The sequence below is a fragment of the Arthrobacter sp. U41 genome, from assembly GCF_001750145.1.
Taxonomy (GTDB): Bacteria; Actinomycetota; Actinomycetes; order Actinomycetales; family Micrococcaceae; genus Arthrobacter.
Map to the genome: position 1 here is coordinate 1,082,486 of NZ_CP015732.1, position 22,147 is coordinate 1,104,632.

The following is a 22,147-nucleotide window of genomic DNA, read 5'->3' on the forward strand; positions in this document are numbered from 1 at the left end:
TAGAGTTCCAGGGGATGGAAATGCCTTCTCTTCAGCGCCGTCAGCTCGTTGGCCACGACATTCTCCTGGCCCGGCACGGCAACCACATCATCACCATGCGCGTCGACCGCCAGGCCGACCGCGTGTTCGCCGTCCTGGACGACAACTCGACGGACAGTGCCCCCAACAGGATCTCCCCCGGCCTGCGCATGCCCGGAACGCTGCGGAGCGTCGTCCGCGACGACTGGAAGTTCTTTGCCGTCATAACCGCGTGCACCACCGGCTTCGCCGGCGCGATGTTCGCCGCCGCCGTCGCCCTCGCCGGCATCAGCGGGGATCCGGCCATGGCCGAGCTGCTGTCGAACTACACGGGCAGCTAGGCCAGCTGCCCTTGCCTCCCGGATGGCAGCGTCGCGCCGGGGCCGGTCCGGGAGTTTAGTTGCGCTTGAGAAGCGGTTTGAAGGAGCTGGAGCCTGCGAACCAGCCCGATTCGGGCGCGTCCCCGGGGAGGTCCCACGGGGCCCCCTCGACGAACCGGCCGAGCTGGCGGAACTTGCCGCCAAAGAGCAGGAGGGGTTCCCGCGTGGTGATTTCCAGGGCGATGACCTCGCCGACGACGATGATGTGGTCGCCGCCGTCGTAGATGTTCCACGGCCGGCATTCCAGCGTGGCGGCGTTCCGGGTCAGCACCGGGACATTGCCTGCCAGGGTCCATTCCGGTTCCTCGCCGGGGGCCTTGCCGGCGAAGTGCAGGGCCACATCCGTCTGTTCGACGGAGAGAATGTTGATGGCGAAGGGAGCACCTTCGAGGTATCGTGCGGCGCGCGAGCTCCGGGTCAGGGTGACCTGGGCGAGCGGCGGGTCGAGGGAAACCGCAGTAAAGGCATTGACCGTGGCGCCGTGCGGGGCGTCGTCGTCCGTCCGGGTGGTGACCACCGTGACGCCCGTGGGAAACGTGCCGAAAGCCTGGCGCAGTCCGCGGGTGTCAATGGCACCCATGACTTCCTGGGTCATCGGCCTCTCCTTCCTGCTGTTGTTCATGGCCGGGGCGGCTGGATTTTGGGCGAGCGGCATCAGGGCCGGTGGTGGGGCGGGTGTTTGGGTTGGGTCCGGGGCCGAACGTGTTCGGCCCCGGACCCGGGCTGGAGGTTTAGTCCTGGTGGAGGATTAGTCCTGGGGGTCGAGAACGAAGTTGTAGGTGACTTCGCGACCCTTGCCGTCGGCGCGCTCCGTGGGGGCGAGGACGAGTTCGGGCTTCACGGCAGAGGCGATGTCGTCCGCGACGTGCTCGTCGCCTTCGAAGTAGAGCTGGGTGGTGATGAGCTGGTGCTCCGGGGCGGAGACCTTCAGGTGAAGGTGGGCGGGCCGCCAGGCGTGCCAGCCGGCCGCGGCGATGAGCGCACCGCAGGCGCCGTCGGTGGGGATCTGGTAGGGCGCCGGCTGCATGGTGTTGATCTGGAAGTTGCCCTGGGCGTCGGCGATGATGGAGCCTCGGAGGTTCCATTCCGGCAGTCCGGGGGCGAACTGGGAGTAGAAGCCGAGGTCATCAGCGTGCCAGAGTTCGATCAGCGCCCCGGCGAGCGGCTCCCCGGCGACATTCGTGACCTGGCCCTGGAACAGCAGCGGGGTGCCGGGTTCGTCGTCGCGCATCGGCAGGGTGGCCGGGGTGTTGAGCGTGGGGGCGTCCGGGACGTAGTAGGGCCCCTCAATGCTGCCCTTGGAACCGTGCCGGTTGGCGTTGGCCACCTCCTCGACGGAATGCTCCACCCAGACGTCCAGGAACAGCGGCCATTCGCCGTCCTCGCCGACCTGGATAAGCCAGGCCTTGACGGCGTTGTACTCGTCGTAGGTGACGTTCTCTTCCAGGACGGTGTCGTTGATCGCCTTGATGACGCGGCCGGCGAGGGTGCTGACCCGCTCCTGGCTGGTGCTGGTGGCGAAGTGCTTGTTCTCCCGGAAGCGGGCGGTTGCGCCCGCGCCCGAGGTTGCGGCGGTGGCCTGGGTTTCCGTTGTCATGGTGACTCCCTTGTCAAAGAACGGTTAGTGAGGAACCGTGGTCAGAAGCGGTTCGAGGGTTCCGGCATGTCGTGCTTGATGCCGCGTGGTGCTGCGGATCACATCCGGTGGTGTTTCAACGGTAGGCCCCTAATTGAGCGAGGGGAAATACCTATTTCCGGAGCATTGAAAGCTTTTCGATATGAATGCGGTGCGGGCTATTCGACGGCGGAGGGGTGCTTGGCCAGCGGCGTGACCTTGATGTCCATGTACTGGAAGAGCGGCAGTCCGGAGAGCAGAGTGTGCAGCTCGTCGTTGTCCGCGACGTCGAACACCGAGTAGTTGGAGTACTCGCCGACGACCCGCCACAAATGCGGCCAGCGGCCGTCGCGCTGGAGCTCCTGGGAGTACTCCCGTTCCTCCGCCTTGATGGCGTCCGCGCGTTCCGTGGGCATGTCCAGCGGGATATTAACGTCCATGCGGACCAGGTAGAGCATGTGGTTCTCCTTGCGGTGGTGGGGTTGCCTGAAGTCAGGTGCGGCCTGGCAGGCCTAGTCCTGACGGTACTTCTGCAGTTTGTCGGCATCGATGGCGGCCCCGACGCCGGGGACCTCGCGGACCCGGATTGCGCCGCCGTTGATTTCGAGCGGCTCCGCGAGGAGATCGTCCGTCATGTCCAGGTAGTTGGAGAGCTCCCCGGCCCGCCGGGAGCTGGCCTCGAAGGCCGCGCCGAAGGTGACCGTGGCGAGGCTGCCGACCTGGGTGTCAATCTGGTTGCCCATCGTGACGTCCACCCCGAGGCCCTCGCAGAGCCCGAGGATCTGCTGGGCTTCGGTAAACCCGCTGCGCGCGGTTTTGATGCAGATGGCGTTGCTGCCGCCGGAGAGCAATTCCCGGGAGACATCGCCGAGGGTGGGGACGCTCTCATCGCCCACGATCGGGATGCTGGAGCTCTGCACCAGCCGACGCCGTCCCATCGCCTCGCCGGCATCGCACGGCTCCTCCAGCATGGACAGGCCCAGACCCTCGGTCCGGCGGAGGACCTCCATGGCCTCGTTCGCCGTCCACCCGCGGTTGGCATCGAGGTAGATCTCGGTGTCCGCACCGAGGCCCTCCCGCAGCACATGGCAGGCCTCGACGTCGAGGGAGAGCGGCCGCCGCCCGGTCTTGAGCTTGAAGGTGTCGATCCCGTACGTTTCACGGAACCGCAGCGCTTCCTCCAGGAGCTCGGCGGCGGGCTTGAATCCCAGCATGTGCGAGACCCGCATGCTGTCGGTGAAGCCGCCCAGCAGTTTGTGCACCGGGGTGCCCAGCGAAATTCCGATGACATCCCAGAGCGCAATGTCCAGGGCCCCCTTGGCCGTGGGGTTGTTGACCGTGCGCCGGAGCAGCCGCTGGACCTTGGAACGGTCCAGCGGGTCCAGCCCAATGAGCTGCGGGGCAAAGACCTTGGTCACCACCGAGACGATCGAATCCTGGGTTTCGCCGTAGGTGTAGGGCCGCGGCGGGGTGTCCGCGATACCGCAAATGCCGGTGTCCGTGTAGATCCGGACCAGCACGTGCTCCGCGGAGGTCACCTCGCCGCTGGCGAATTTCAGCGGCCGCGCGTAGGGGATGGAGTACGGGATGGCTTCAATGCGTTCAATTTTCACGACGTCGGTTCCTTTGCGGCGGCTGTGGGCTGTGACTCGGACGGGGGCTGTGCTGGCGACTCCCCGGGGCGAAGGCTGTGCTGTTGCCGGCCCGGGTCCGGGGCGGCCAGGGAATCGAAGAGCTGCAGGAAGCTGCGCAGCAGGGGTGTCTCGGCGTCCCGGATCCAGGCGACGGCGAGGTCGACCGGCGGCGGGTTGCGCAACGGGCGGAAGACCACACCCTGGAAGGAGAACATCCGGGAGGTCATCGGCACCAGGGCGATGCCCATGCCCGCCGCGACGAGCGAGAGCAGGGTGGAGGTTTCCCTCGCCTCCTGCACCAGGCGGGGCTGGAACCCGGCTTTCCTGCAGACGTCCACGAAGATGCTGCTGACCGCGGAATAGCTCGGGTAGCCGATGAAGTCCTGGCCGGCGAGCTCCGCCAGTTCCAGGGTCCCTTTTTCCGCCAGCGGGGAGTCCGCCGGCAGCGCCGCAACCAGCTGGTCCTGTTCGAGCAGTTTGAGGGCCACCGTTCCGGCGCGGACCGGGGGCCGGAGAACCGCGACATCGAGCCTGCCCTCCTCGAGCGCGGACTCCATCTGCGGCGTGAGCATCTCACCCTGGACGGTAATGCGCAGCCCGGGAAGGGTGCGCCGGGCGGCCTGGACGATGCTGGGCATCAGCCGGTAGGTGGCGGTTCCGGTGAAACCCACGCGGATGACGCCGGTGGCACCGGCGCCGACCTGGCGGACGTCCTCCTCCAGTGCTTCCAGTTCCTGCAGGAGGAGCCGTCCGCGGTCCAGCAGAACCTGTCCGGCCGGGGTGAGGTCAACCTTGCGTGTGGTGCGCAGCAGCAGGGCTGTGCCGAGCTGCTCCTCCAGCTGCCGGATCTGCTGGGACAGCGGCGGCTGGGCCATGTGCAGCCGCTGGGCTGCACGGCCGAAATGGCGTTCCTCGGCCACGGCAATGAAGTACTTGAGGTGACGCGTCTCCATTGGAGCTCCCGGGCTGCTTGGAGCAGGCGATATGCCGTGCTCCGTCTAGCTTAGGAGGGTGCATTAGTAAGGGGAAATACCTATTTCGAAGCTATTGGGACGTTTTGCATACCAATGCTGAGCAGCCGCGGCGCCGGCACCGCCTCAGTCGAGCAGCAGCGCGGGCTCTTCCAGGATCGCCGCGACGTCGGCCATGAACCGCGCCGAGAGGTCACCGTCCACCACACGGTGGTCGAAGGAGCCGCCGAGGGTGGTGATCCAGCGCGGGATCACTTCGCCGTCGAGGACCCAGGGCTTCTGCTTGATGGTGCCGAAGGCCACGATCGCCACCTCGCCGGGGTTGATGATCGGAGTGCCCGTGTCGATCCCGAGGGCGCCGATGTTCGTGACGGTCAGGGTGCCGCCCTGCATTTGTGCGGGCTGGGTCTTACCGGCCCGGGCGGTCGTGGCAAGCTCATTCAGGGCCAGGGCCAGTTCCTTGAGCGAGAGATCCTGGGCGTTCTTGATGTTCGGGACCATCAGGCCGCGCGGTGTGGCGGCGGCGATTCCGAGGTTCATGAAGTGCTTGACATGGATCTCGGCGGAGTCGCTGCCGTCCGGGTCGTCCACCCAGGTCGCGTTGACGCTGGGGTTGCGGGCCGCGGCCCAGATGACTGCCTTGGCCAGGATCAGAAGCGGGGAGACCTTGATGCCTTCGAAATCGCGGGAGGCCTTGAGGCGTTTGACGAACTCCATGGTCCGGCTGGCGTCGACGTCAACGAAGATGCTGACGTGCGGGGCCGCGAACGCCGACTCAACCATGGCCCTCGCGGTGGCCTTGCGGACGCCCTTGACCGGAATACGTTCGATCCGCTGTTCCTGGGGGCGGCCGGTCTTGCCCCAGAAGGTGTCCGCCTTGTCCACCTCGGCGTCTCGCTGCGCCTGGTAGCTCACCAGGTCCTCGCGGGTCACTTCGCCGCGGGCGCCCGTGGGGACGACGTCGGCCAGGTCGATGCCAAGGTCCCGGGCGATTTTGCGCACCGGAGGCTTTGCCAGGACCCTGCTGACCAGGCCGCTGATGGCGCCGCCGAGTGTGGGCCGGAGGTCGATGTTCTCAGCAGGGGCCGGGCGCACCGCATGGGCCACGGCCTCCGGGCTGATCCAGATGTCGTGTGCCTCCATCCCCGACAGTTCCCCTGCCTCGCTGGCCCGGACCGGGAACCCGGCGGTCGGGGCTCCGAGCTCGGCCGGCGGAACCGGAGCAGCAATGGAGCCTGCCGAAGCCGCCGGCTTCGTTGCCGGGGCGGCCGCCCGGCGGCGGCGTTTGACGGCGTCGGCCTTGGGGCCGGAGCCGACCAGGGGGCCGGCGGCCGGGCGCCCGGCCGATTCGCCGTCGTCGGAGGTGTCCGCCTCGAGCTTGCCGTACAGCGGAGCATCGGAGGCCGGCGCGGCGGCGGAAACCGGGGCGGCGGCGGGCGCAGCATCGCTCACGCTGATAATCGGGGTCCCGACGTCGACTGTCAGGCCCTCGGGGACGAGCAGTTCGGTGACGGTTCCGGCGAACGGTGATGGCAGTTCGACGAGGGATTTCGCGGTCTCGATCTCGCACAGGACATCGTTGATGGCCACCGTGTCGCCGGGTTTGACCTTCCAGGCGACGATCTCGGCCTCGGTCAGCCCTTCGCCCACATCGGGGAGGTTGAACTTGTGAAGAGTCATGTTGTCCTTGGTGGGAGAAGGCGCCTCAGCGGGAAGCGGTCAGTAGGAAAGGGCACGGTCCAGTGCCTCGAGGATGCGGTCGATGTCCGGGAGGTAGTCTTCCTCCACCTTGGCCACCGGGTAGGGCATGTGGAAGCCGCCGACGCGGATGACAGGCGCCTCGAGTGAGTGGAAGGCACGCTCACTGATCCGGGCCGCGATTTCGCCGCCGATTCCGCCGAAGGTCGGGGCCTCGTGGGCCACGATCAGCCGGCCCGTCTTCCTGACGGAGTCAGTCACGGTATCGAAGTCGATCGGCGAGATGGAACGCAGGTCGATTACCTCAACGCTGCGGCCGTCCTCGGCGGCGGCGTTGGCGGCAGCCAGGGCCACCGGCACCAGCGGGCCGTAGACCACAACGGTGGCGTCCGTTCCGGCGCGGAGCACGTTTGCCTTGAACGGGTCGGCGGCAGTTCCGGGGGATTCCGTGTCGACCTCCCCCTTGAGCCAGTAGCGGCGCTTCGGTTCAAAGACGATCACGGGGTCCTGGCAGTCGACGGCCTGCTGGATCATCCAGTAGGCGTCGTGCGGGTTGGACGGAGTGATGATGCGCAGGCCGGCTGTGTGGGCGAACAGCGCTTCGGGGGACTCCGAGTGGTGCTCGATCGAGCCGATGCCGCCGCCGTAGGGAATCCGGATGACGACCGGTACGGTCAGGTTGCCGTTGCTGCGGGCGTGCATTTTCGCCAGCTGGGTGGTGATCTGGTTGAAGCCCGGAAACACGAACCCGTCGAACTGGATTTCGCAGACGGGCAGGTATCCGCGCAGGGACAGCCCGATCGCGGTGCCGATGATGCCGGACTCGGCAAGCGGGGTGTCCACGACGCGGTCCGCACCGAACTCGGCGATGAGGCCGTCGGTGACGCGGTACACGCCGCCCAGCGGACCGATGTCCTCGCCCATGAGCAGGGCCCGGGGGTGGTTGTTCAGCGTAGCGCGGAGACCTTCATTGAGGGCCCTGGCAATGGTCATGGTGGTCATCAGTTGGCCGCACCTTCTGCCTGGGCTGTCCCTGCCTGGTCGGCGGACGGACCGTCGGCGAATCCTGCGCTGTATTCCTCGAACCAGGCCAGCTCCTCGGCCACCAGCGGGTGGGCCTCCACGTAGGTGTTGGCGAAGGCAGTCCGGATGTCCGGAGTTTCCAGATCATAGGTGGTCTTGCGGACATAGGCGGCGAGTTCATCGCCATCGGCCATGACCTGCTCGAAGAAGTCGTCGTCGGCCAGGCCCTCGGCGCGAAGGTATTTCTCCAGCCGCTCCAGCGGATCCTTGGCCCGCCACCGGCCCTCCTCTGCTGTCTCCCGGTACTTCGTGGGATCGTCGGCCGTGGTGTGCGCCCCGACGCGGTAGGTGAAGGCCTCGATCAGCACCGGGCCCTCCCCCTGGCGGGCACGTTCCAGCGCCCATTCGGTGACCGCATGGACAGCGATCACGTCGTTGCCGTCCACCCGGATGCCGGGGAATCCGTAGCCTTTGGCCCGGTCGGCGAGCGGGACGCGGGTCTGCACGGAGCTGGGCACCGAGATCGCCCAGTGGTTGTTCTGGCAGAAGAACACCACGGGAGCCTTGTAGGAAGAGGCGAACACCATGGACTCATGGACGTCCCCCTCGGAGCTTGCGCCATCGCCAAAGTAGACCATAACGGCGGCCTTGGGCTCCTCGGCCTGGCCCGCTGTTCCGTCCGCTATTGCGGCCGCAGCCGCGAATTTCTGGTCGCGCTGGATGCCCATTGCGTAGCCCACCGCATGCGGGGTCTGGGCTGCAAGGACCAGGGTGTACAGGTGGAAGTTGGTGTCCTTGGGATTCCAGCCGCCGTTGGAGACGCCGCGGAACTGGCGCAGGAGCTCGGCAAGGTCAACGTTGCGGGTCAGTGCGACCCCGTGCTCGCGGTAGGTCGGAAAGATGTAGTCCTGCGGCTGGCTGGCCCGCCCGGAGCCGATCTGGGCAGCCTCCTGGCCGGTCAGCGGTACCCACAGCGCCAGCTGGCCCTGCCGCTGGAGCGCGGTCGCCTCCACGTCGAAGCGGCGGATCCTGGCCATGTCAGCATAGAAGCCGCGCAGTTTCTCCGGGTCGATCCGCCGGGCGTATTCCGAGAAGAAGGGGTCGGAGCCGAGGGTGCCGTCAGGAGCGAGGAGCTGCACCATCGGCTCGGCGGGATCGCCCAGGCGGGCTTCGGCTTCCGCCTCGAGCTGGTCCTCGATGTCGTTTCCGTCGAACTCGGTAGAGGGCAGATGTGTGGCGCCCATACCGTCTCCTTGCTTGACGCATCCGAATGCGCCGCAATCGCTGGGGATATATGCCGGACCGGTAATACATTCCCGGTCCGGCATATATTTTGGCTTACTCGACCTTACTTTATCCGCAGCAGGCCGGCCGCGGCGGTCATGTTAAGCGCTAGGAACGCCGCGGCGGTTTTGTATAGATCGCACAGACTTCCAGGAAGCGGGTGTTCGCCTCGGTTTCGCCGATGCTGACCCGGACACCCTCGTCGGCGAAGGCCCGCACGGAGAGCGCCCGTTCCCCCGCAAGGGCGGCGAATTCCGCGCTGTCGGCACCCAGGTTGAGCCACACGAAGTTGCCCTGGGCCTCCGGCACGAACCAGCCGAGGTCCCGCAGTCCGGCGGTGACCCGGTCGCGTTCGTCCACGAGGCTTTGTACCCTTTCTACAACCTCGCCGAAGTGCTCCAGCGAGGTCACCGCGGCGGTTTCGGCGATCTGGGAGACCGCGAAGGGGGTGGCCGTGACTCGCAGGTGCTGCGTGAGCTCGGGGTGGGACACGCTGTAGCCGACCCGCAGCCCGGCAAGGCCGTGGGCCTTGGAGAACGTCCGCAGCACCACCACATTGGAGTACTTCCGGTACATGTCGATGCCGTCCACGGCGTGTTCGTCGCGGACGAACTCCTGGTAGGCCTCATCGATGACCACAACAACGTCGGAGGGAACCTGCTTGATGAAGCGCTCGGTTTCCTCGGCGGTGAGGATCGGGCCGGTGGGGTTGTTCGGGGTGCACAGCAGGATCATCCGGGTGCGGGCCGTGACGGCTTCGGCCATGGCACCCAGATCGTGGCGGCCGTCGCCGGTCAGCGGAACCCGGACGCTCTCGGCGCCGGCCACGCCGACGCAGATCGGGTACGCCTCGAAGGAGCGCCAGGCGTAGATGACTTCGTCGGGTTTGCCGTCGTCGTTCTGCCCGGCGAACGTGGCGAGCAACTGGTTCAAAGCCCCGAGGCTGCCGGCGCCGGTGACGATGTCCTCGGCGGGTACGTCCAGGAATCCCGCGAGCGCGGCGCGGAGCTTGCTGCTCAGCGGATCCGGGTAGCGGTTGAAGTCGTTCTGCGCCGCGATGGCCTGCTGCACTGCAGGGATCGGGGGGAGCGGGTTTTCGTTGGAGGAAAGCTTGTAGCTGACCAGGCCCTCAACGGGGACGGGCGGTTTGCCGGCCGCGTAGCGGGGAAGGAGGTCTACCACCGGGCGGGGCCGGACGCCCCCGGCCGGGTTCTCTGATGAAGTCATGCCAACCAGCCTACTTCGGGTCCCAGCCGGAACAGTATGCCGGAACAGGGGGATATGGTCCCTGCCGGTGCCCCCGGGCGTATGACAGCATGGCCCCATGCGCTCCTTCATCGTTCGAGTCATCATCAACGGGCTGGCCCTGGCCATCGCCTGCTGGATCCTCACGGGCCTGGATATTTCCACCCCAGGCAACGACACGGCCAGCACTATCTTGGGCTACCTCTTCATCGGCGTGATCTTCGGCCTCGTCAACGCCTTCGTCAAGCCCGTCGTCAGCGTGCTCTCGCTGCCGATCACCATCCTCACCCTCGGGCTTTTCACGGTGGTGATCAACGCGGCCATGCTCTACCTGACGTCCTGGATCAGCAGCTACACCACCGTGCACTTCACCATCGACAGCTTCTTCTGGACCGCGGTGCTCGCGGCCCTCATTATCAGCGTGGTCTCCCTCGTGGCCAGTTCGCTGCCCGCGCTCGATCGTTAGGAGCCAGGCCGAGGGCTGCGCGCTCCGCGGGGCCGGATGGTCCTGCGGGCTTTCCTCCTGTCCCGGACCGTGGCCCGGGCGCCAGGGGCACGCCCGGGCGCGACGGCATCGCTTCACGCCGCAGGGAGAATCGGGTCACCGTGGCGGTTCCGCCCGCGCCGACCACGGCAGCGAGCGCAGCGGTCGAGAACTGGAGTGAGGGATCCGGGCTGGCCGCCACGACCCGGGCGCCGTCGGCATAGCGGCCCATGCCGTGGCCTGGGCCCATGCCGGGCTCCAGCCATTCGTGTCCGGGGATGGGACCGGCCAAGGTGACGGTCACGCGGTTCTTTGTGTCCGGGTTGGGGAGTCCGTCCGCCCCGGGCACCCAGTCCTGCTCATGCTCCAGGTGCAGGGTGCTGGTGCCGGCCGCCGTCTCGATCCCGCCGACCGGGGAACCCGCTGTGAGTACAAACTTGAGGTCGTATTCGGCCAGGAACGCCTTATCCTGGCCGAGGTTCATGGCATGGATGCCGCCCTGGCTGTAGCCGACGGCGGCCACCTGGTCGCCCGCCGCAGCGCCGGCCTCCGCCAGGGCTTTGCGGATGGCCGTGGCGGTCTCGGCCGAGTCGTAGCCCAGGCCCTCCGCGATGCCGCCGGCATCGAACGGATTGGTGCCCTGCGGCAGTCCGTCCAGCTGCGTTCCGGGGATGACCACCACCCAGGCGCGGCTGCCGCGATCCCCCAGCTCAACGACCTCGATCTCCCCGCTGTTCCGTCCGACCGCCTCGGCCCGCAGCAGCAACCCGGCCGGTGAGAGGTCAACTTCCTGCGTCCGGGTTTCCCTCCCGGTGATCCGGACGGGCCGGGGCCGAAGGAACTCCAGGCCCTGTGCGGCCGTCAACCCGCGGATGATGGAGCGGACACCTGCCGCGCTGCCGGCGGTCTCCCCTGCCGCGGCAAGGCCCGCGGCCAGGCCGGTAGGCAGGCCGAGAAGCAGGCCCAGCCTCGCCGGCACCTGGGAGATCTCGTCCTCCACAGTGTCGCGCAGGGTGATGGGAGGCAGGCCGAACATTTTCCACAGGGGCCCGTACCCGGGACCGGTCCGGGCGATCCGCAGGAGCAGGGCGCTGCGGCTTTCGGCGGCCTCGTACTCCCGGTGGCTCGCGCGGACCTCGCTGCAGAGACGGTCCAGCTGCATCCGTACCCGGCCCAGGGCCCGGGTACCCTCGCCGACTGCGGTGATCGCATGGCTGCCGCTCGTGTACGAGTCGGACTGGTACGCGAACAGGGCACGACGCACCCCGTCAGCCTCTGCCTCCACGGCTGCCAGCTCCCGGATCATCCCGTCAAGGGCCGAGGCTCCGGCCAGCAATTCCTCGAACTGGAAGCTGAGCCCGCCCACTCCCCCGCGGATCCGGAGCGTCCCGTCCGCCGGGGCGGAGGGGACCGGTGCTCCCCCTGAGCCGGCCGGCGAGGTTTCTGCCATCAGTAACCCGGCCGTCCCGGGGACAGCGCCACATTCCGGGCATGCCCGAGCACCGCGGCAACGGCGTCCTCCAGGGCCGCCCGGCTGCGGCTCAGGGCCGCGGCCTGGAGGGACAGCGACGTCCGGTAGGCCCGGCCGGCCGGGGACTGCCAGCCCTGCAGTTCCACCCGGACGACTTGGGCGAGCACGGCGTCGGCGCGGTCTGCGCAGGCGGCCACGCGGGCGGCAAGCTGCTGGACCTCATGGCCGCGCGATGCGCACGCCGCGGCATCCCAGGCCCCCAACCTGCCCGCGGACACACTGTCGCCGGCGCTGTTGCCGGCGAAGTTGCTTGGGTCGTTGCTGCGCGGGCGGGTTGTTCCGGTGCTCATAATACCGACGCTAGGGATCCCGGTCCGCGAGCTGAAGCTGCCCGGTAAGCCATGTGGACAACTGCCGGCAGAACCGGGGGCGGTCCCGGCCGGAAGTCACATGGATCAGCGTGCTTAAGGCCCGGCGGGACTTCGTGAAAGAATCGGGGCATGCCTGAAACTGCCGCCACAGCCGATACCCGCACGCCGTCCGGACGCCTGGCCCTCGCCGCGTCCTCACACCAGATCGCGCTCGGCCCGTTGGACGGCCGGTACCAGTCCGCCGTCGCGCCGCTGGTCGACTACCTTTCCGAGGCCGCCCTCAACCGCGACCGGGTCGCCGTCGAGGTGGAATGGCTCATCCACCTGACCGGCAACAACGTGCTGCCAGGCGCCGGGGCGCTGACCGCGGAGCAGCAGGAGAAGCTGCGCGCCATCGTCACCGAATTCGACGCCGACTCCGTACGCGAACTCGCGGACATCGAGGCCGTCACGGTCCACGACGTCAAAGCCGTCGAATACTACATCGGCCGCCGCCTGCCGGGCATCGGAATCGAACACCTGACCGCCATGGTGCACTTCGGCTGCACCTCCGAGGACATCAACAACCTCTCCTACGCCCTTGGCATCAAGGGCGCCGTGGAGGACGTCTGGTTGCCGGCCGCCCGCGACCTGGTCGCACAGATCAGCGCCATGGCCGAGGCCAACCGGGCCGTGCCGATGCTGTCACGCACCCACGGCCAGCCCGCCACCCCGACCACGCTCGGCAAGGAACTGGCCGTCATCGCCCACCGGCTGACCCGCCAGCTGGACCGGATCGCCCGGACCGAGTACCTCGGCAAGATCAACGGCGCGACCGGCACCTACGCGGCCCACGTGGCCTCCGTCCCCGGCGCCGACTGGCAGCAGGTCGCCAGGAGCTTCGTCGAAGGTTTGGGCCTGAGCTGGAACCCGCTGACCACCCAGATCGAAAGCCACGACTGGCAGGCGGAGCTGTACGCCGACGTCGCACGGTTCAACCGGATCCTGCACAACGTCTGCACCGACATCTGGAGCTACATCTCGATCGGCTACTTCGTGCAGATCCCGGTCGCGGGCGCCACCGGCTCCTCCACCATGCCGCACAAGGTCAACCCGATCCGCTTCGAGAACGCCGAGGCCAACCTGGAGATCTCCTCCGGGCTGCTCGATGTCCTGGGCTCCACCCTGGTCACCTCCCGCTGGCAGCGCGACCTCACCGATTCCTCCTCGCAGCGCAACATCGGGGTGGCCTTCGGCCACTCGCTGCTCGCCATCTCGAACGTGGTCAAGGGCCTGGACCGCCTGAAGGTCGCGGAGGACGTGCTCGCCGCGGACCTCGACACCAACTGGGAGGTCCTTGGCGAGGCCATCCAGATGGTCATGCGCGCCGAGGCCATCGCCGGTGTCGAAGGCATGGAAAACCCGTACGAGCGGCTCAAGGACCTGACCCGCGGGCAGCGCGTTGACGCGGCCAGGATGCAGGAGTTCGTCCAGAGCCTGGGCCTGTCCGCGGACGCCGAAGTGCGGCTGCTGGCACTCACCCCCGGCAAGTACACCGGCATTGCGGACAAGCTGGTCGACCACCTCGCATGAGGCTCCTGCTCATCCGCCACGGCCAGACGCCCGGGAACGTCCTGGGCCAGCTGGACACCGCCCACCCCGGCCCGGGGCTGACCGAACTCGGGGAGCGGCAGGCCGCCGCCCTGGCGCGGTCGCTGGCCAATGAGCCAATCGACCTCCTCTACGCCTCCACACTGATCCGCACCCAGATCACGGCCAGGCCGCTCGCGACCCTGCGCAGCCTCGAAATCCAGGTGCTGGAGGGGCTGCGGGAGATCGAAGCCGGGTCGCTGGAGAAGCTCACCGACAAGGAATCGCACCTGCGCTACTTCGGGACCGTAATGGGCTGGGCAGCCGGGGAACTGCACCGCAGGATGCCGGCCGGACCCAGCGGCCACAACTTCTTCGAGCGCTACGACGCGTCGATCACGGGGATCGCCGCGTCCGCTGCAGCCGTCAACGCCGGGACGGTGGCCGTGGTCAGCCACGGCGCCGCTATCCGCGTCTGGGCGGGCCTTCGGGCCGGGAATGTGGAGGCAGGCTTCGCAGCCCGCCATGTCCTCGCCAACACCGGGATCGTGGCGCTGGAGGGGGACCCCGACGCCGGCTGGCGGCTCATCCACTGGGACGACAGTCCCGTGGGCGGCCTGGCGCTGGTGGATCCGACCGCGGAGGACCCGGCCGGCCGCACCCTCTAGGAATTCTCCGAACCCTAACGCGCAGGAAACACGGCCGAAACCGGCGCTGCCTAGCGTTGATCTGCATAACCCTTCGGCGAAGCGAGGCAGCCATGCAGACCAATCCGCGGCTCAACATCCGGCAGGTCACCTGGGCCAACCCGGTGGGCGCGGATCTCCGCGCAGCCCAGCAGGCCGAACTCGACGCCCGTTTCGGCACGAACGACCACGAACCCGGGCCGGCGCCGTCGGAGGCTGACACGGCCGTTTTCCTCGTCGCCCACGACAAGGCTTCCGGGCAGCCCGTCGGCTGCGGCGGCCTGCGGATCCTCGACGCGCGGACTGCTGAAATCAAGCGGCTCTACGTGCTCCCGTACACCCGCGGCTCCGGGGTCGCCAGCTCCATCCTCGCGGCCCTGGAGGCGCATGCCCATTCCCTTGGCATCACTTCGATCACGGCGGAGGCCGGTTCGGTGCAGACTGATGGCCGGCAGTTCTACGAGAACTCCGGTTTTGTCCCGGTGCCGAACTTCGGGCCGTACGTCGGGGTCGAGCACTCCTACTGCTACGCCAAGGCCATCGACTCGCACAGCGCGGCACACACGGCCATGGCCTAGTCCGGCGTTCGGTCAGCCTTCGACGGCGGCAGCGCCCCTGCGTCTGCCGGCCAGCCGCAGCAGCCCGTCGCGGAGCGGCTGGGCACTTTCCGCGAGCGCCAGCCGTGCCATTGCGGACGACGCCACGCGCAATGCCTGGCTGCGCCACAGTCTCCGCCTGTTGTAATCCTGCAGGGCCTCCGGGAGCGCGCGGGAGTTGAGCAGATCCGCGAGGGTGACAGCATCGATCAGCGCCTCGCAGGCCCCGCGGCCCAGGTTGGGGGTCATGCCGTGGGCCGCGTCCCCCACCAGCACCGCACCGCCCCGCTGGTAGCTGCCCGGATATGGCACCGTCCAGACCCGCTGGGCCAGCGTTCCCTCCGGCGTCGCGACCGCCAGGACGCGGTCCACGCCGGGAGCCCGGCCGGAAAAACGCGCGCGGGTGACGGCCAGGGCTTCCTCGACATAGATGCCGCCGGGCCCCAGCCCCGACCGGTACGAGGCGTACCAGTAGGTCCGGCCGCGGGACGCGGGCGTGATGCCAAACAACTGCCCGCGGCCCCAGTATTCACCGCCGCGGCCCGGCGGGACCGTCTCGTCGATGATGCCGCGCAGGGCAAGATAGGGGCTCAGCCTGGCCCTCGTGCGTTCGCCCCAAATACTCCGGCGGACAATGCTGTGCACCCCGTCGGCGCCGACCACGAGGCCCGAACGCGGCGGGGATGCCACCGGTTCGTACACTCTGGTCACCGAAGCGGGCACCGCTGCGTCCAGCAGCCGGAGCAGGTCCGCACGTGGGACCCCGATGACGTTTGCCGCCCGGGCCTTGAGCAGCACGTTTCCGGATCCGTCCCGGAGTGCCAGGCCCCCGAAACCTGCGCCGGCCGCGCGGACCGCCTGGAGAATACCCACCTCGGCAAGGGCCCGCTGGGCTTCCGGCCACAGGGCCAGGGACGTCTGCACCGACGGCGGCTCTTCCCGGCGCTCGTGGACGGTCACTTGAAAGCGGCTGGGGTCAAGGCGTGCGGCCAGCGCCAGGCCGGCGATGCCGCCGCCGATGACCGAGAGAGCGTCCATGCCCAGAGTCTACGGCCGGCGGGCGCAGCGCCGGGCGGAACATTGGGCGGGGACGGTGGCAGTGCCGCCGCCGTCACACAGGGTCCGGCGTGCCGGCGTCGGCTAATCTCGCACTATGGAAAAGGCAGACATCACCTTCCGCACCCGAAAGTGGGTTCGCCCCGAAGACCTCAACGCGAACGGCACGCTGTTCGGCGGGAGCCTGCTCAAATGGATTGACGAGGAAGCCGCGATCTACGCCATCCTGCAGCTTGGCAACGGCCGGGCGGTCACCAAGTACATTTCCGAAATCAACTTCGTCAGCTCGGCCGTCCAGGGTGACCTGATCGAGATGGGGCTGACCGCCACCCACTTCGGCCGGACGTCGCTCACCATGCGCGCCGAGGTCCGGAACATGATCACCCGGCAGAGCATCCTCACGATCGAGGAAATCGTTTTTGTGAACCTCGATCCACACGGCAAGCCCGCGCCCCACGGGTACACCGAGATCACCTATGACCGGGACCGGATCCCGACGCACCACCTGACGGAGACGCTCGCGGAGGACTAGGCTCCGGCCCCCGCGGCCGATGTTCACGGCCCGTTAAGGCGGGGTAATCCAGCTGTTGCGTCAGGTCGACCAGACTCAAGGCCCCACCCTGAGTTATTTAGTCGATTTGATGGCCATTTAGTGCGATTCCGGTTCTTGCCGCTATAGGCTGGCCGGACGTTGACCTCTGGTCCCATTCAGAAATGAGTCTCCCTCGTGCGCAGATTGAAAATCATGGTCGCCGGCATTGTCGCCGTCTCCCTTCTTTCCGGTTGTGGAGCGGGCGCCGCAGCCCCCGCACCGTCCGAACCCGCCACCGGCCCCGCCGCCGTCGCCCCCTCCGGGCCGCCCTCCGGGGAAACCCTCATCGTCTACACCAACTCCAACGGTGAGGGCCGCGGCGAATGGCTGACCCAGAAGGCCGCCGAGGCCGGCTTCAAAATCGAAATTGTGGGCGCTGGCGGCGCCGACGCCACCAACAAACTGATTGCCGAGAAGAACAACCCGATTGCGGATGTCGCGTTCGGGCTGAACAACATGTACTTCGAACAGATCAAGACCGCCGGGGCGCTTGAGACGTTCACCCCCTCCTGGTCAGGGGAGATCGACGACGCCAAGGGCGACAAGGGCGCAACCAAGGCCTACTGGCCGCTGGTGCAGCAGGCGATCCTGCTGGGCTACAACTCCGACAAGTTCAGCAAGGACGAAGCCCCCAAGGACTGGCCTGAGCTGTGGACGGAAGAGAAATTCAAGTCCCGCTACGAGCGCGTCACCGGCCTCGGCACCGCGACCGCACAACTGGTGTTCGCCAGCATCCTGACGCGCTACAAGGACGACAGCGGCGATCTGGGCATCTCGGACGAGGGCTGGAAGCAGATCGAAGAGTACTTCAAGAACGGCACCCCGGCCGTGGCCAAGACCGACCTCTTCGCCCGCATCGCCTCGGGCGACACCGACATGGGCCAGATGCCGTCCTCGATCATCGCCGAGCGTGAGAAGTCGTTCAAGGTCAACGTGGAAACCGTCATGCCGTCCGTTGGTGTGCCGCTGGCCATCGAGCAGGTTGCCCTGGTCAAGGGCACGGACAAGAAGGATGAGGCCTTGAAGTTCATCGACTGGTTCGGCAGCGCCGAGACCCAGGGCGCGTGGGCGCAGCAGTTCAATTCCATGCCGGTCAACAAGGCCGCCGCTGCCAAGGCCAAGCCCGAGGTCGTCGAGTTCTTCAACACCCTCAAGCAGCAGGACATCGACTGGACGTTCGTCCAGGAGAACATGGGCGCCTGGGTTGAAAAGATCGAACTGGAATACATGAGCTAAAGCGGGAGACGCGGGCGGCCGGCGGCGCTAGCCGGCCGCCCCCGGCCCACCGCTGCCCGTAGTGCCCAGCCGCCCAGCCGCCAGAAGGAACAGATTCCCATGATCCGATTCGAGAACATCGAGGTCACCTTCGGTGACTTCACCGCCATCCCAGAGCTGAATCTCGAGGTGAAACAGGGTGAGTTCTTTACGCTTCTGGGGCCATCCGGTTGCGGAAAGACGACGGCGCTTCGCACCTTGGCCGGGTTCATTGAGCCGACCGCCGGCGAGGTCTACGTCGACGGCAAGCCGGTCACCCGGCTCCCGAGTGACAAGCGGCAGGTGGGTATGGTTTTCCAGAACTATGCGCTGTTCCCCAGCATGAGCGTATGGGAGAACATCGCTTTCGGGCTGCGGGTCCGGAAGGAAAAGTCGGCCGAAAGCGACAGGCTCGTCCGGGATATCGCCAAGCGCGTGGACCTGTCCGAAGACCAGCTGCGGAAGAACGTCACGGAGCTGTCCGGCGGGCAGCAGCAGCGCGTCGCCGTCGCCCGTGCGCTCGTTCTGCAGCCCAAGATCCTGCTCCTCGACGAGCCGCTCTCCAATCTTGATGCCAAGCTCCGGCACCAGCTGCGGCAGCAGCTCAAAGACCTACAGAGCGAATTCGGCATCACCACCGTCTACGTCACCCATGACCAGGACGAGGCACTGGCGATGAGCGACCGGGTGGCCGTCTTCAACAAGGGCGTCGTGGAGCAGGTTGGCACCCCGCAAAGCATCTACGACGAGTCCGCCACGGAGTTCGTTTGCAATTTCATCGGCGACAGCAGCCGCCTCACCGCCGGCTTCGTCGCCGAACTGAACCGGAAGTCGAACCACACCCTCGACCCCGCTGCCAATTCCTACCTCCGGGTGGAAAAAGCGTCCCTGGACCCTGCCGGCAGCGACGGCTCGGCCGTTCCGATGCAGGGAACTGTCGTCTCGAAGAGTTACCACGGGCTGCACAGCCGGTACGTGGTGCGTTGCCACGGATCCGACGTCCGGCTTCTCGTCAAGGAGGACGGCGGGGACCAGCCCGGTACCGGCAGCGCGGCAACGGTCTACGTCCAGCCGCGGCACGTCCTGCAGTACCACCCGGAAACCGGTGTCTCGCTGGGCACCCGGCTGCCGGAAGCGGCCCGCCCGTGAGCAGCGGCGGCTCGAACGGCGCGGGCACCAGGAGCATGCTCCGCTCCCCCGCCGTCCTGATTGCCGGGGTGGTGCTGACCTGGTTCATTGCGGCTTTCCTCGTCTGGCCCAATGCGAACGTGTTGATCCAGACCTTTTTCCCGGACGGGGTCTTCTCGGGACGGGCCGCCGAAAAACTTTTCTCCTCCCAGCGCGCCATGAAATCACTGGGCAACAGCTTCCTGCTGGCGGTCGCCTTGTCCGTCACGGTCAATGCGGTGGGAATCTTCATTGTGCTGGTCACGCATTATTTCAAGATTCGCGGCTCAAGGATCCTGTTCCTGGGCTATGCCTCGACCTTCATCTACGGCGGCATTGTGCTGGCGGCCGGTTACAAGTTCATCTACGGGGACAGGGGGATCGTCACAGGTTTCCTGCTGTCGATGTTTCCCGGCATGGACCCGGGCTGGTTCTCCGGGTTCTTTGCCGTGCTCTCGGTGATGACTTTTGCCACCACCACGAACCACATGCTCTTCGTCGCCAACGCCCTCAAGGGGGTGGATTACCAGACCATCGAGGCGGCCCGGAACATGGGCGCCTCCACTTGGACGATCCTGCGGCGGATCGTCCTGCCGATGCTCAAGCCGACGCTCTTTGCCGTCACCGTGCTCTCCTTCCTGACCGGCCTCGGTGCCCTCAGCGCCCCCCAGGTCCTGGGCGGACGGGATTTCCAGACCATCACTCCGATGATCCTCACCTTCTCCAACAGCCCGACGTCGCGGGACCTCGCCGCGTTGCTCGCCATCATCCTCGGCCTGGCCACCGTCCTGATGCTGGCCGTGATGACGCGGCTGGAAAAGGGCGGCACCTACTTCTCGGTGTCAAAAGTCTCCTCCGGGCTGCAGAAACAGCAGATCCGCAACCCGGCGGCCAACGCCGCCGTCCACGTTGCCGCATATGTGCTGTTCGCGGTGTACACCCTGCCCGTGGTGCTGATCGTGGTCTACTCCTTCGCCGACGGCGCCGCGATCCAGACCGGACAGCTGTCGCCGGGCAGCCTGACCCTGGACAACTACGTGCGTGTGCTCACCCAGCCCTCGGGCCTTCGGCCGTTCGTGATCAGCATCGTATACAGTGCCCTGGCTGCCGTGATCGCCGTCGGCGGGCTGCTCTTCGTGGCCCGGCTCCTGCAGAAATACCGCAACTGGGTCACCACGGCCTTCGAATACCTGCTCCACATCCCGTGGATCCTGCCCTCGGCCCTGCTGGCCCTGGGCCTGATCCTGAGCTACGACCACCCGAACCCGCTGGTCGGCGGCGCCGTGCTGACCGGGACCACGGTGATCCTGCTGATCGCCTTCGTGACCGTGAAGATCCCGTTCACCCTGCGGATGCTGAAGGCGTCCTTCGCCTCGGTCAACTCCTCGCTCGAAGAGGCCGCCAACATCATGGGCGCCAAGACGCCGTACGTCTTCCGCCGGATCCTGCTGCCGATCGTGCTGCCGGCCGCAGCCGCCATCACGGCGCTGAACTTCAACAGCATGCTCGACGACTACGACACGGCGATCTTCCTTGCCCACCCGCTGTTCCAGCCCCTGGGCCTGGTCATCAAGGCCAACACCGACGGCGCGGAGGGCGTCGACGGGGTATCCAACACCTTTGTCTACACGGTGCTTCTTATGGTCATCACCGGAGTGACGATGTATCTGGTGTACGGCAGGGCGGGCCGGAAACCGGGACGGACCGCGAAGGCCTCGGGCGGAAAGGCCGGCACCGCCCCGGTCCTGGCCGAGGCGGCGCCGGCCGAGCCGGCGCGCGTCCCCTAACCTGCCTGGTTCGCGCCCGGCCAGCCGGTATAGGCCTCGGCGAGGAAGGCCCGGCCGTGCCTGGATGACACCACGGAGTTGAGCTCGCCGAGCTGGCGGGCACGGGCGAAGTCGTCGCCGTCGACCGGGGTGTGCAGCATGGAGGTCATCCAGTAGGAGAACTGCTGTGCCTTCCAGACCCGGTCCAGGGCGCGGTCACTGTAGGCATCCAGGAGCACGGTGTTTCCGGTCTTGTAGAAGCTGTCGAAGCCTTCAAACAGCACCTTGACGTCGTGCAGCGCCAGGTTCAGGCCCTTGGCCCCGGTCGGCGGGACGGTGTGGGCGGCGTCGCCGGCGAGGAACAGCTTGCCGTGCCGCATCGGGGCGTGCACGAAGCTGCGGAACTTCAGGACCGTCTTGTCGATGACCGGGCCCTCTTTGAGCTCGAAGCCGTTGCCGTTGACCCGGCTGCGGAAGGCGTCCCAGATCCGGTCCTCGCTCCAGTTGTTGACGTCTTCGTCCGGGTCGCACTGGAAATACATCCGTTGGACGGTTTCGGTCCGCTGGCTGATCAGGGCGAACCCGTTCTCGGAGTTGGCGTAGATCAGTTCCTCGGAGCTGCGCGGCGCCTCGGCCAGGATCCCGAACCAGGCGAACGGGTACTCGTGGAAGTACCACTTGCGCCGGGCCTCCGGGATCTGGAAGCGGCTGTGGCTGCGCGAGCCGTCGGCACCGGCGATGAAGTCCGCCTGCAGCTCCCATTCAACGCCGTCGGCGTCGGTGAACCAGACCTTCGGCTGGCCCTCGAGGTCGTGGATGGTGGTGTCGGTGACGCTGTAGCGGACGTCACCGCCGTCGGCCTGGCGCCGCGCGGCGAGGTCGAGGAAGACGTCCGTCTGGGGGTAGAGCCAGACCGACTCGCCGACCAGGTCCTGGAAGTCGATCCGGTGGCTCTCACCGTTGAAGCGCAGTTCGATTCCGTCGTGCCGGTCCCCGTCGCGCAGGACCCGATCCGAGACGCCGCTGTCCACGAGGAGGTTCACCGACCCGTGCTCCAGGATGCCCGCCCGGACGGTCTCCGAGATTTCCTTGTGGCTGCGGACCTCGATCACGGTGGATTCGATTCCTTGCTTGGCCAGCAGGTGGGAGAGCATCAGCCCTGCCGGGCCAGCGCCCATGATCGCGACCTGGGTGTTGATGACCCTGCGTTGTGCCATGCTGTCCTCGCTTCGTTGCGGGGCCCGGGCTGCTGGGCGTCCGGGGCCGG

At 67.3% G+C, this 22,147-nt stretch carries 22 protein-coding genes; 9 read left to right on the forward strand and 13 right to left on the reverse strand.

Features of this window, described 5'->3' with window-relative positions; genetic code table 11:
• Positions 1 to 20: 20 nt before the first annotated feature.
• A complete protein-coding gene (locus tag ASPU41_RS05085) occupies positions 21 to 359 on the forward strand; it encodes a hypothetical protein (RefSeq protein WP_069950005.1) in 339 nt (112 codons plus the stop codon).
• 55 nt (positions 360 to 414) lie between these two features.
• Here ASPU41_RS05085 and ASPU41_RS05090 read toward each other — a convergent pair whose 3' ends face one another.
• From ASPU41_RS05090 to ASPU41_RS05130, 9 genes are all read right to left on the reverse strand, one after another.
• Positions 415 to 993 carry a flavin reductase family protein gene (locus ASPU41_RS05090; RefSeq protein ID WP_069950006.1) on the reverse strand — a complete coding sequence of 193 codons (579 nt, stop codon included), beginning with the start codon at positions 991 to 993 and terminating at the stop codon, positions 415 to 417.
• 153 nt (positions 994 to 1,146) lie between these two features.
• Entirely contained in the window at positions 1,147 to 1,995 is an 849-nt protein-coding gene (gene catA, locus ASPU41_RS05095; protein ID WP_069950007.1) for a catechol 1,2-dioxygenase, read from the reverse strand.
• A gap of 197 nt (positions 1,996 to 2,192) precedes the next feature.
• Positions 2,193 to 2,471 carry a muconolactone Delta-isomerase gene (catC, locus tag ASPU41_RS05100; protein WP_069950008.1) on the reverse strand — a complete coding sequence of 93 codons (279 nt, stop codon included), beginning with the start codon at positions 2,469 to 2,471 and terminating at the stop codon, positions 2,193 to 2,195.
• 54 nt (positions 2,472 to 2,525) lie between these two features.
• Positions 2,526 to 3,626 carry a mandelate racemase/muconate lactonizing enzyme family protein gene (locus tag ASPU41_RS05105; RefSeq protein WP_069950009.1) on the reverse strand — a complete coding sequence of 367 codons (1,101 nt, stop codon included), beginning with the start codon at positions 3,624 to 3,626 and terminating at the stop codon, positions 2,526 to 2,528.
• Positions 3,623 to 4,600 (reverse strand): LysR substrate-binding domain-containing protein, encoded by a 978-nt coding sequence (locus ASPU41_RS05110; protein WP_069950010.1) that lies wholly within the window; start codon positions 4,598 to 4,600, stop codon positions 3,623 to 3,625. Before ASPU41_RS05110 ends, ASPU41_RS05105 begins: the two co-directional genes overlap by 4 nt.
• 144 nt (positions 4,601 to 4,744) lie before the next feature.
• The gene (locus ASPU41_RS05115; RefSeq protein WP_069950011.1) at positions 4,745 to 6,298 is read right to left on the reverse strand and encodes a dihydrolipoamide acetyltransferase family protein; all 1,554 of its coding nucleotides are present in this window, start codon (positions 6,296 to 6,298) and stop codon (positions 4,745 to 4,747) included.
• 39 nt (positions 6,299 to 6,337) lie between these two features.
• Positions 6,338 to 7,318, reverse strand: a complete 981-nt coding sequence (locus tag ASPU41_RS05120; RefSeq protein ID WP_069950012.1) for an alpha-ketoacid dehydrogenase subunit beta — start codon at positions 7,316 to 7,318, stop codon at positions 6,338 to 6,340.
• Positions 7,318 to 8,583, reverse strand: coding sequence for a pyruvate dehydrogenase (acetyl-transferring) E1 component subunit alpha (pdhA, locus tag ASPU41_RS05125; RefSeq protein WP_069950013.1), 1,266 nt, complete (start codon positions 8,581 to 8,583; stop codon positions 7,318 to 7,320). The genes ASPU41_RS05120 and pdhA overlap by 1 nt, the downstream gene beginning before the upstream one ends.
• Before the next feature lie 148 nt (positions 8,584 to 8,731).
• Entirely contained in the window at positions 8,732 to 9,850 is a 1,119-nt protein-coding gene (locus ASPU41_RS05130) for a histidinol-phosphate transaminase (RefSeq protein ID WP_197515765.1), read from the reverse strand.
• A 97-nt stretch (positions 9,851 to 9,947) separates the two neighbouring features.
• Between ASPU41_RS05130 and ASPU41_RS05135 the strand changes: the two genes are divergently transcribed.
• Positions 9,948 to 10,334: a phage holin family protein gene (locus ASPU41_RS05135; RefSeq protein WP_069950014.1), complete on the forward strand. Its 387-nt coding sequence runs from the start codon at positions 9,948 to 9,950 to the stop codon at positions 10,332 to 10,334.
• Here ASPU41_RS05135 and ASPU41_RS05140 read toward each other — a convergent pair.
• Together ASPU41_RS05140 and ASPU41_RS05145 are read right to left on the reverse strand one after the other, a co-directional pair.
• Positions 10,285 to 11,802: a hypothetical protein gene (locus ASPU41_RS05140; RefSeq protein WP_069950015.1), complete on the reverse strand. Its 1,518-nt coding sequence runs from the start codon at positions 11,800 to 11,802 to the stop codon at positions 10,285 to 10,287. The two genes, ASPU41_RS05135 and ASPU41_RS05140, sit on opposite strands and share 50 nt — an antisense overlap.
• Positions 11,802 to 12,173 carry a hypothetical protein gene (locus tag ASPU41_RS05145; protein WP_231941172.1) on the reverse strand — a complete coding sequence of 124 codons (372 nt, stop codon included), beginning with the start codon at positions 12,171 to 12,173 and terminating at the stop codon, positions 11,802 to 11,804. Before ASPU41_RS05145 ends, ASPU41_RS05140 begins: the two co-directional genes overlap by 1 nt.
• Positions 12,174 to 12,323: 150 nt before the next feature.
• On the opposite strand from ASPU41_RS05145, the gene purB reads away from it, so the two are divergent.
• The 3 genes from purB (at position 12,324) to ASPU41_RS05160 (ending at position 15,027) form a co-directional block, all read left to right on the forward strand.
• Positions 12,324 to 13,766, forward strand: a complete 1,443-nt coding sequence (gene purB / locus ASPU41_RS05150; RefSeq protein ID WP_069950016.1) for an adenylosuccinate lyase — start codon at positions 12,324 to 12,326, stop codon at positions 13,764 to 13,766.
• Positions 13,763 to 14,431, forward strand: coding sequence for a histidine phosphatase family protein (locus ASPU41_RS05155; RefSeq protein ID WP_069950017.1), 669 nt, complete (start codon positions 13,763 to 13,765; stop codon positions 14,429 to 14,431). Before purB ends, ASPU41_RS05155 begins: the two co-directional genes overlap by 4 nt.
• A gap of 92 nt (positions 14,432 to 14,523) precedes the next feature.
• Positions 14,524 to 15,027, forward strand: coding sequence for a GNAT family N-acetyltransferase (locus ASPU41_RS05160; protein WP_069950018.1), 504 nt, complete (start codon positions 14,524 to 14,526; stop codon positions 15,025 to 15,027).
• Between the two features lie 12 nt (positions 15,028 to 15,039).
• On the opposite strand, the gene ASPU41_RS05165 is transcribed toward ASPU41_RS05160, so the two are convergent.
• The gene (locus ASPU41_RS05165; protein ID WP_197515766.1) at positions 15,040 to 16,083 is read right to left on the reverse strand and encodes an FAD-dependent monooxygenase; all 1,044 of its coding nucleotides are present in this window, start codon (positions 16,081 to 16,083) and stop codon (positions 15,040 to 15,042) included.
• 115 nt (positions 16,084 to 16,198) lie between these two features.
• Here ASPU41_RS05165 and ASPU41_RS05170 point away from each other — a divergent pair, with 115 nt between their 5' ends.
• From ASPU41_RS05170 to ASPU41_RS05185, 4 genes are all read left to right on the forward strand, one after another.
• A complete protein-coding gene (locus ASPU41_RS05170; RefSeq protein ID WP_083266370.1) occupies positions 16,199 to 16,633 on the forward strand; it encodes an acyl-CoA thioesterase in 435 nt (144 codons plus the stop codon).
• A gap of 213 nt (positions 16,634 to 16,846) precedes the next feature.
• A complete protein-coding gene (locus ASPU41_RS05175) occupies positions 16,847 to 17,929 on the forward strand; it encodes an extracellular solute-binding protein (RefSeq protein ID WP_442856245.1) in 1,083 nt (360 codons plus the stop codon).
• Between the two features lie 99 nt (positions 17,930 to 18,028).
• Positions 18,029 to 19,096 carry an ABC transporter ATP-binding protein gene (locus ASPU41_RS05180; protein WP_069950021.1) on the forward strand — a complete coding sequence of 356 codons (1,068 nt, stop codon included), beginning with the start codon at positions 18,029 to 18,031 and terminating at the stop codon, positions 19,094 to 19,096.
• A gap of 35 nt (positions 19,097 to 19,131) precedes the next feature.
• Positions 19,132 to 20,901, forward strand: a complete 1,770-nt coding sequence (locus ASPU41_RS05185; protein ID WP_069952493.1) for an ABC transporter permease — start codon at positions 19,132 to 19,134, stop codon at positions 20,899 to 20,901.
• On the opposite strand, the gene ASPU41_RS05190 is transcribed toward ASPU41_RS05185, so the two are convergent.
• Positions 20,898 to 22,097, reverse strand: coding sequence for a 4-hydroxybenzoate 3-monooxygenase (locus tag ASPU41_RS05190; RefSeq protein WP_069950022.1), 1,200 nt, complete (start codon positions 22,095 to 22,097; stop codon positions 20,898 to 20,900). The two genes, ASPU41_RS05185 and ASPU41_RS05190, sit on opposite strands and share 4 nt — an antisense overlap.
• Positions 22,098 to 22,147: the final 50 nt, after the last annotated feature.

Bases quoted from the DNA above. Each gene is read 5' to 3' on its own strand.
- ASPU41_RS05085 (WP_069950005.1), top strand. From the start codon at position 21: ATGCCTTCTCTTCAGCGCCGTCAGCTCGTTGGCCACGACATTCTCCTG.
- ASPU41_RS05090 (WP_069950006.1), bottom strand. From the start codon at position 993: ATGACCCAGGAAGTCATGGGTGCCATTGACACCCGCGGACTGCGCCAG.
- catA (WP_069950007.1), bottom strand. From the start codon at position 1,995: ATGACAACGGAAACCCAGGCCACCGCCGCAACCTCGGGCGCGGGCGCA.
- catC (WP_069950008.1), bottom strand. From the start codon at position 2,471: ATGCTCTACCTGGTCCGCATGGACGTTAATATCCCGCTGGACATGCCC.
- ASPU41_RS05110 (WP_069950010.1), bottom strand. From the start codon at position 4,600: ATGGAGACGCGTCACCTCAAGTACTTCATTGCCGTGGCCGAGGAACGC.
- ASPU41_RS05115 (WP_069950011.1), bottom strand. From the start codon at position 6,298: ATGACTCTTCACAAGTTCAACCTCCCCGATGTGGGCGAAGGGCTGACC.
- ASPU41_RS05120 (WP_069950012.1), bottom strand. From the start codon at position 7,318: ATGACCACCATGACCATTGCCAGGGCCCTCAATGAAGGTCTCCGCGCT.
- pdhA (WP_069950013.1), bottom strand. From the start codon at position 8,583: ATGGGCGCCACACATCTGCCCTCTACCGAGTTCGACGGAAACGACATC.
- ASPU41_RS05130 (WP_197515765.1), bottom strand. From the start codon at position 9,850: ATGACTTCATCAGAGAACCCGGCCGGGGGCGTCCGGCCCCGCCCGGTG.
- ASPU41_RS05135 (WP_069950014.1), top strand. From the start codon at position 9,948: ATGCGCTCCTTCATCGTTCGAGTCATCATCAACGGGCTGGCCCTGGCC.
- ASPU41_RS05140 (WP_069950015.1), bottom strand. From the start codon at position 11,802: ATGGCAGAAACCTCGCCGGCCGGCTCAGGGGGAGCACCGGTCCCCTCC.
- ASPU41_RS05145 (WP_231941172.1), bottom strand. From the start codon at position 12,173: ATGAGCACCGGAACAACCCGCCCGCGCAGCAACGACCCAAGCAACTTC.
- purB (WP_069950016.1), top strand. From the start codon at position 12,324: ATGCCTGAAACTGCCGCCACAGCCGATACCCGCACGCCGTCCGGACGC.
- ASPU41_RS05155 (WP_069950017.1), top strand. From the start codon at position 13,763: ATGAGGCTCCTGCTCATCCGCCACGGCCAGACGCCCGGGAACGTCCTG.
- ASPU41_RS05160 (WP_069950018.1), top strand. From the start codon at position 14,524: ATGCAGACCAATCCGCGGCTCAACATCCGGCAGGTCACCTGGGCCAAC.
- ASPU41_RS05165 (WP_197515766.1), bottom strand. From the start codon at position 16,083: ATGGACGCTCTCTCGGTCATCGGCGGCGGCATCGCCGGCCTGGCGCTG.
- ASPU41_RS05170 (WP_083266370.1), top strand. From the start codon at position 16,199: ATGGAAAAGGCAGACATCACCTTCCGCACCCGAAAGTGGGTTCGCCCC.
- ASPU41_RS05175 (WP_442856245.1), top strand. From the start codon at position 16,847: ATGGTCGCCGGCATTGTCGCCGTCTCCCTTCTTTCCGGTTGTGGAGCG.
- ASPU41_RS05180 (WP_069950021.1), top strand. From the start codon at position 18,029: ATGATCCGATTCGAGAACATCGAGGTCACCTTCGGTGACTTCACCGCC.
- ASPU41_RS05185 (WP_069952493.1), top strand. From the start codon at position 19,132: ATGCTCCGCTCCCCCGCCGTCCTGATTGCCGGGGTGGTGCTGACCTGG.
- ASPU41_RS05190 (WP_069950022.1), bottom strand. From the start codon at position 22,097: ATGGCACAACGCAGGGTCATCAACACCCAGGTCGCGATCATGGGCGCT.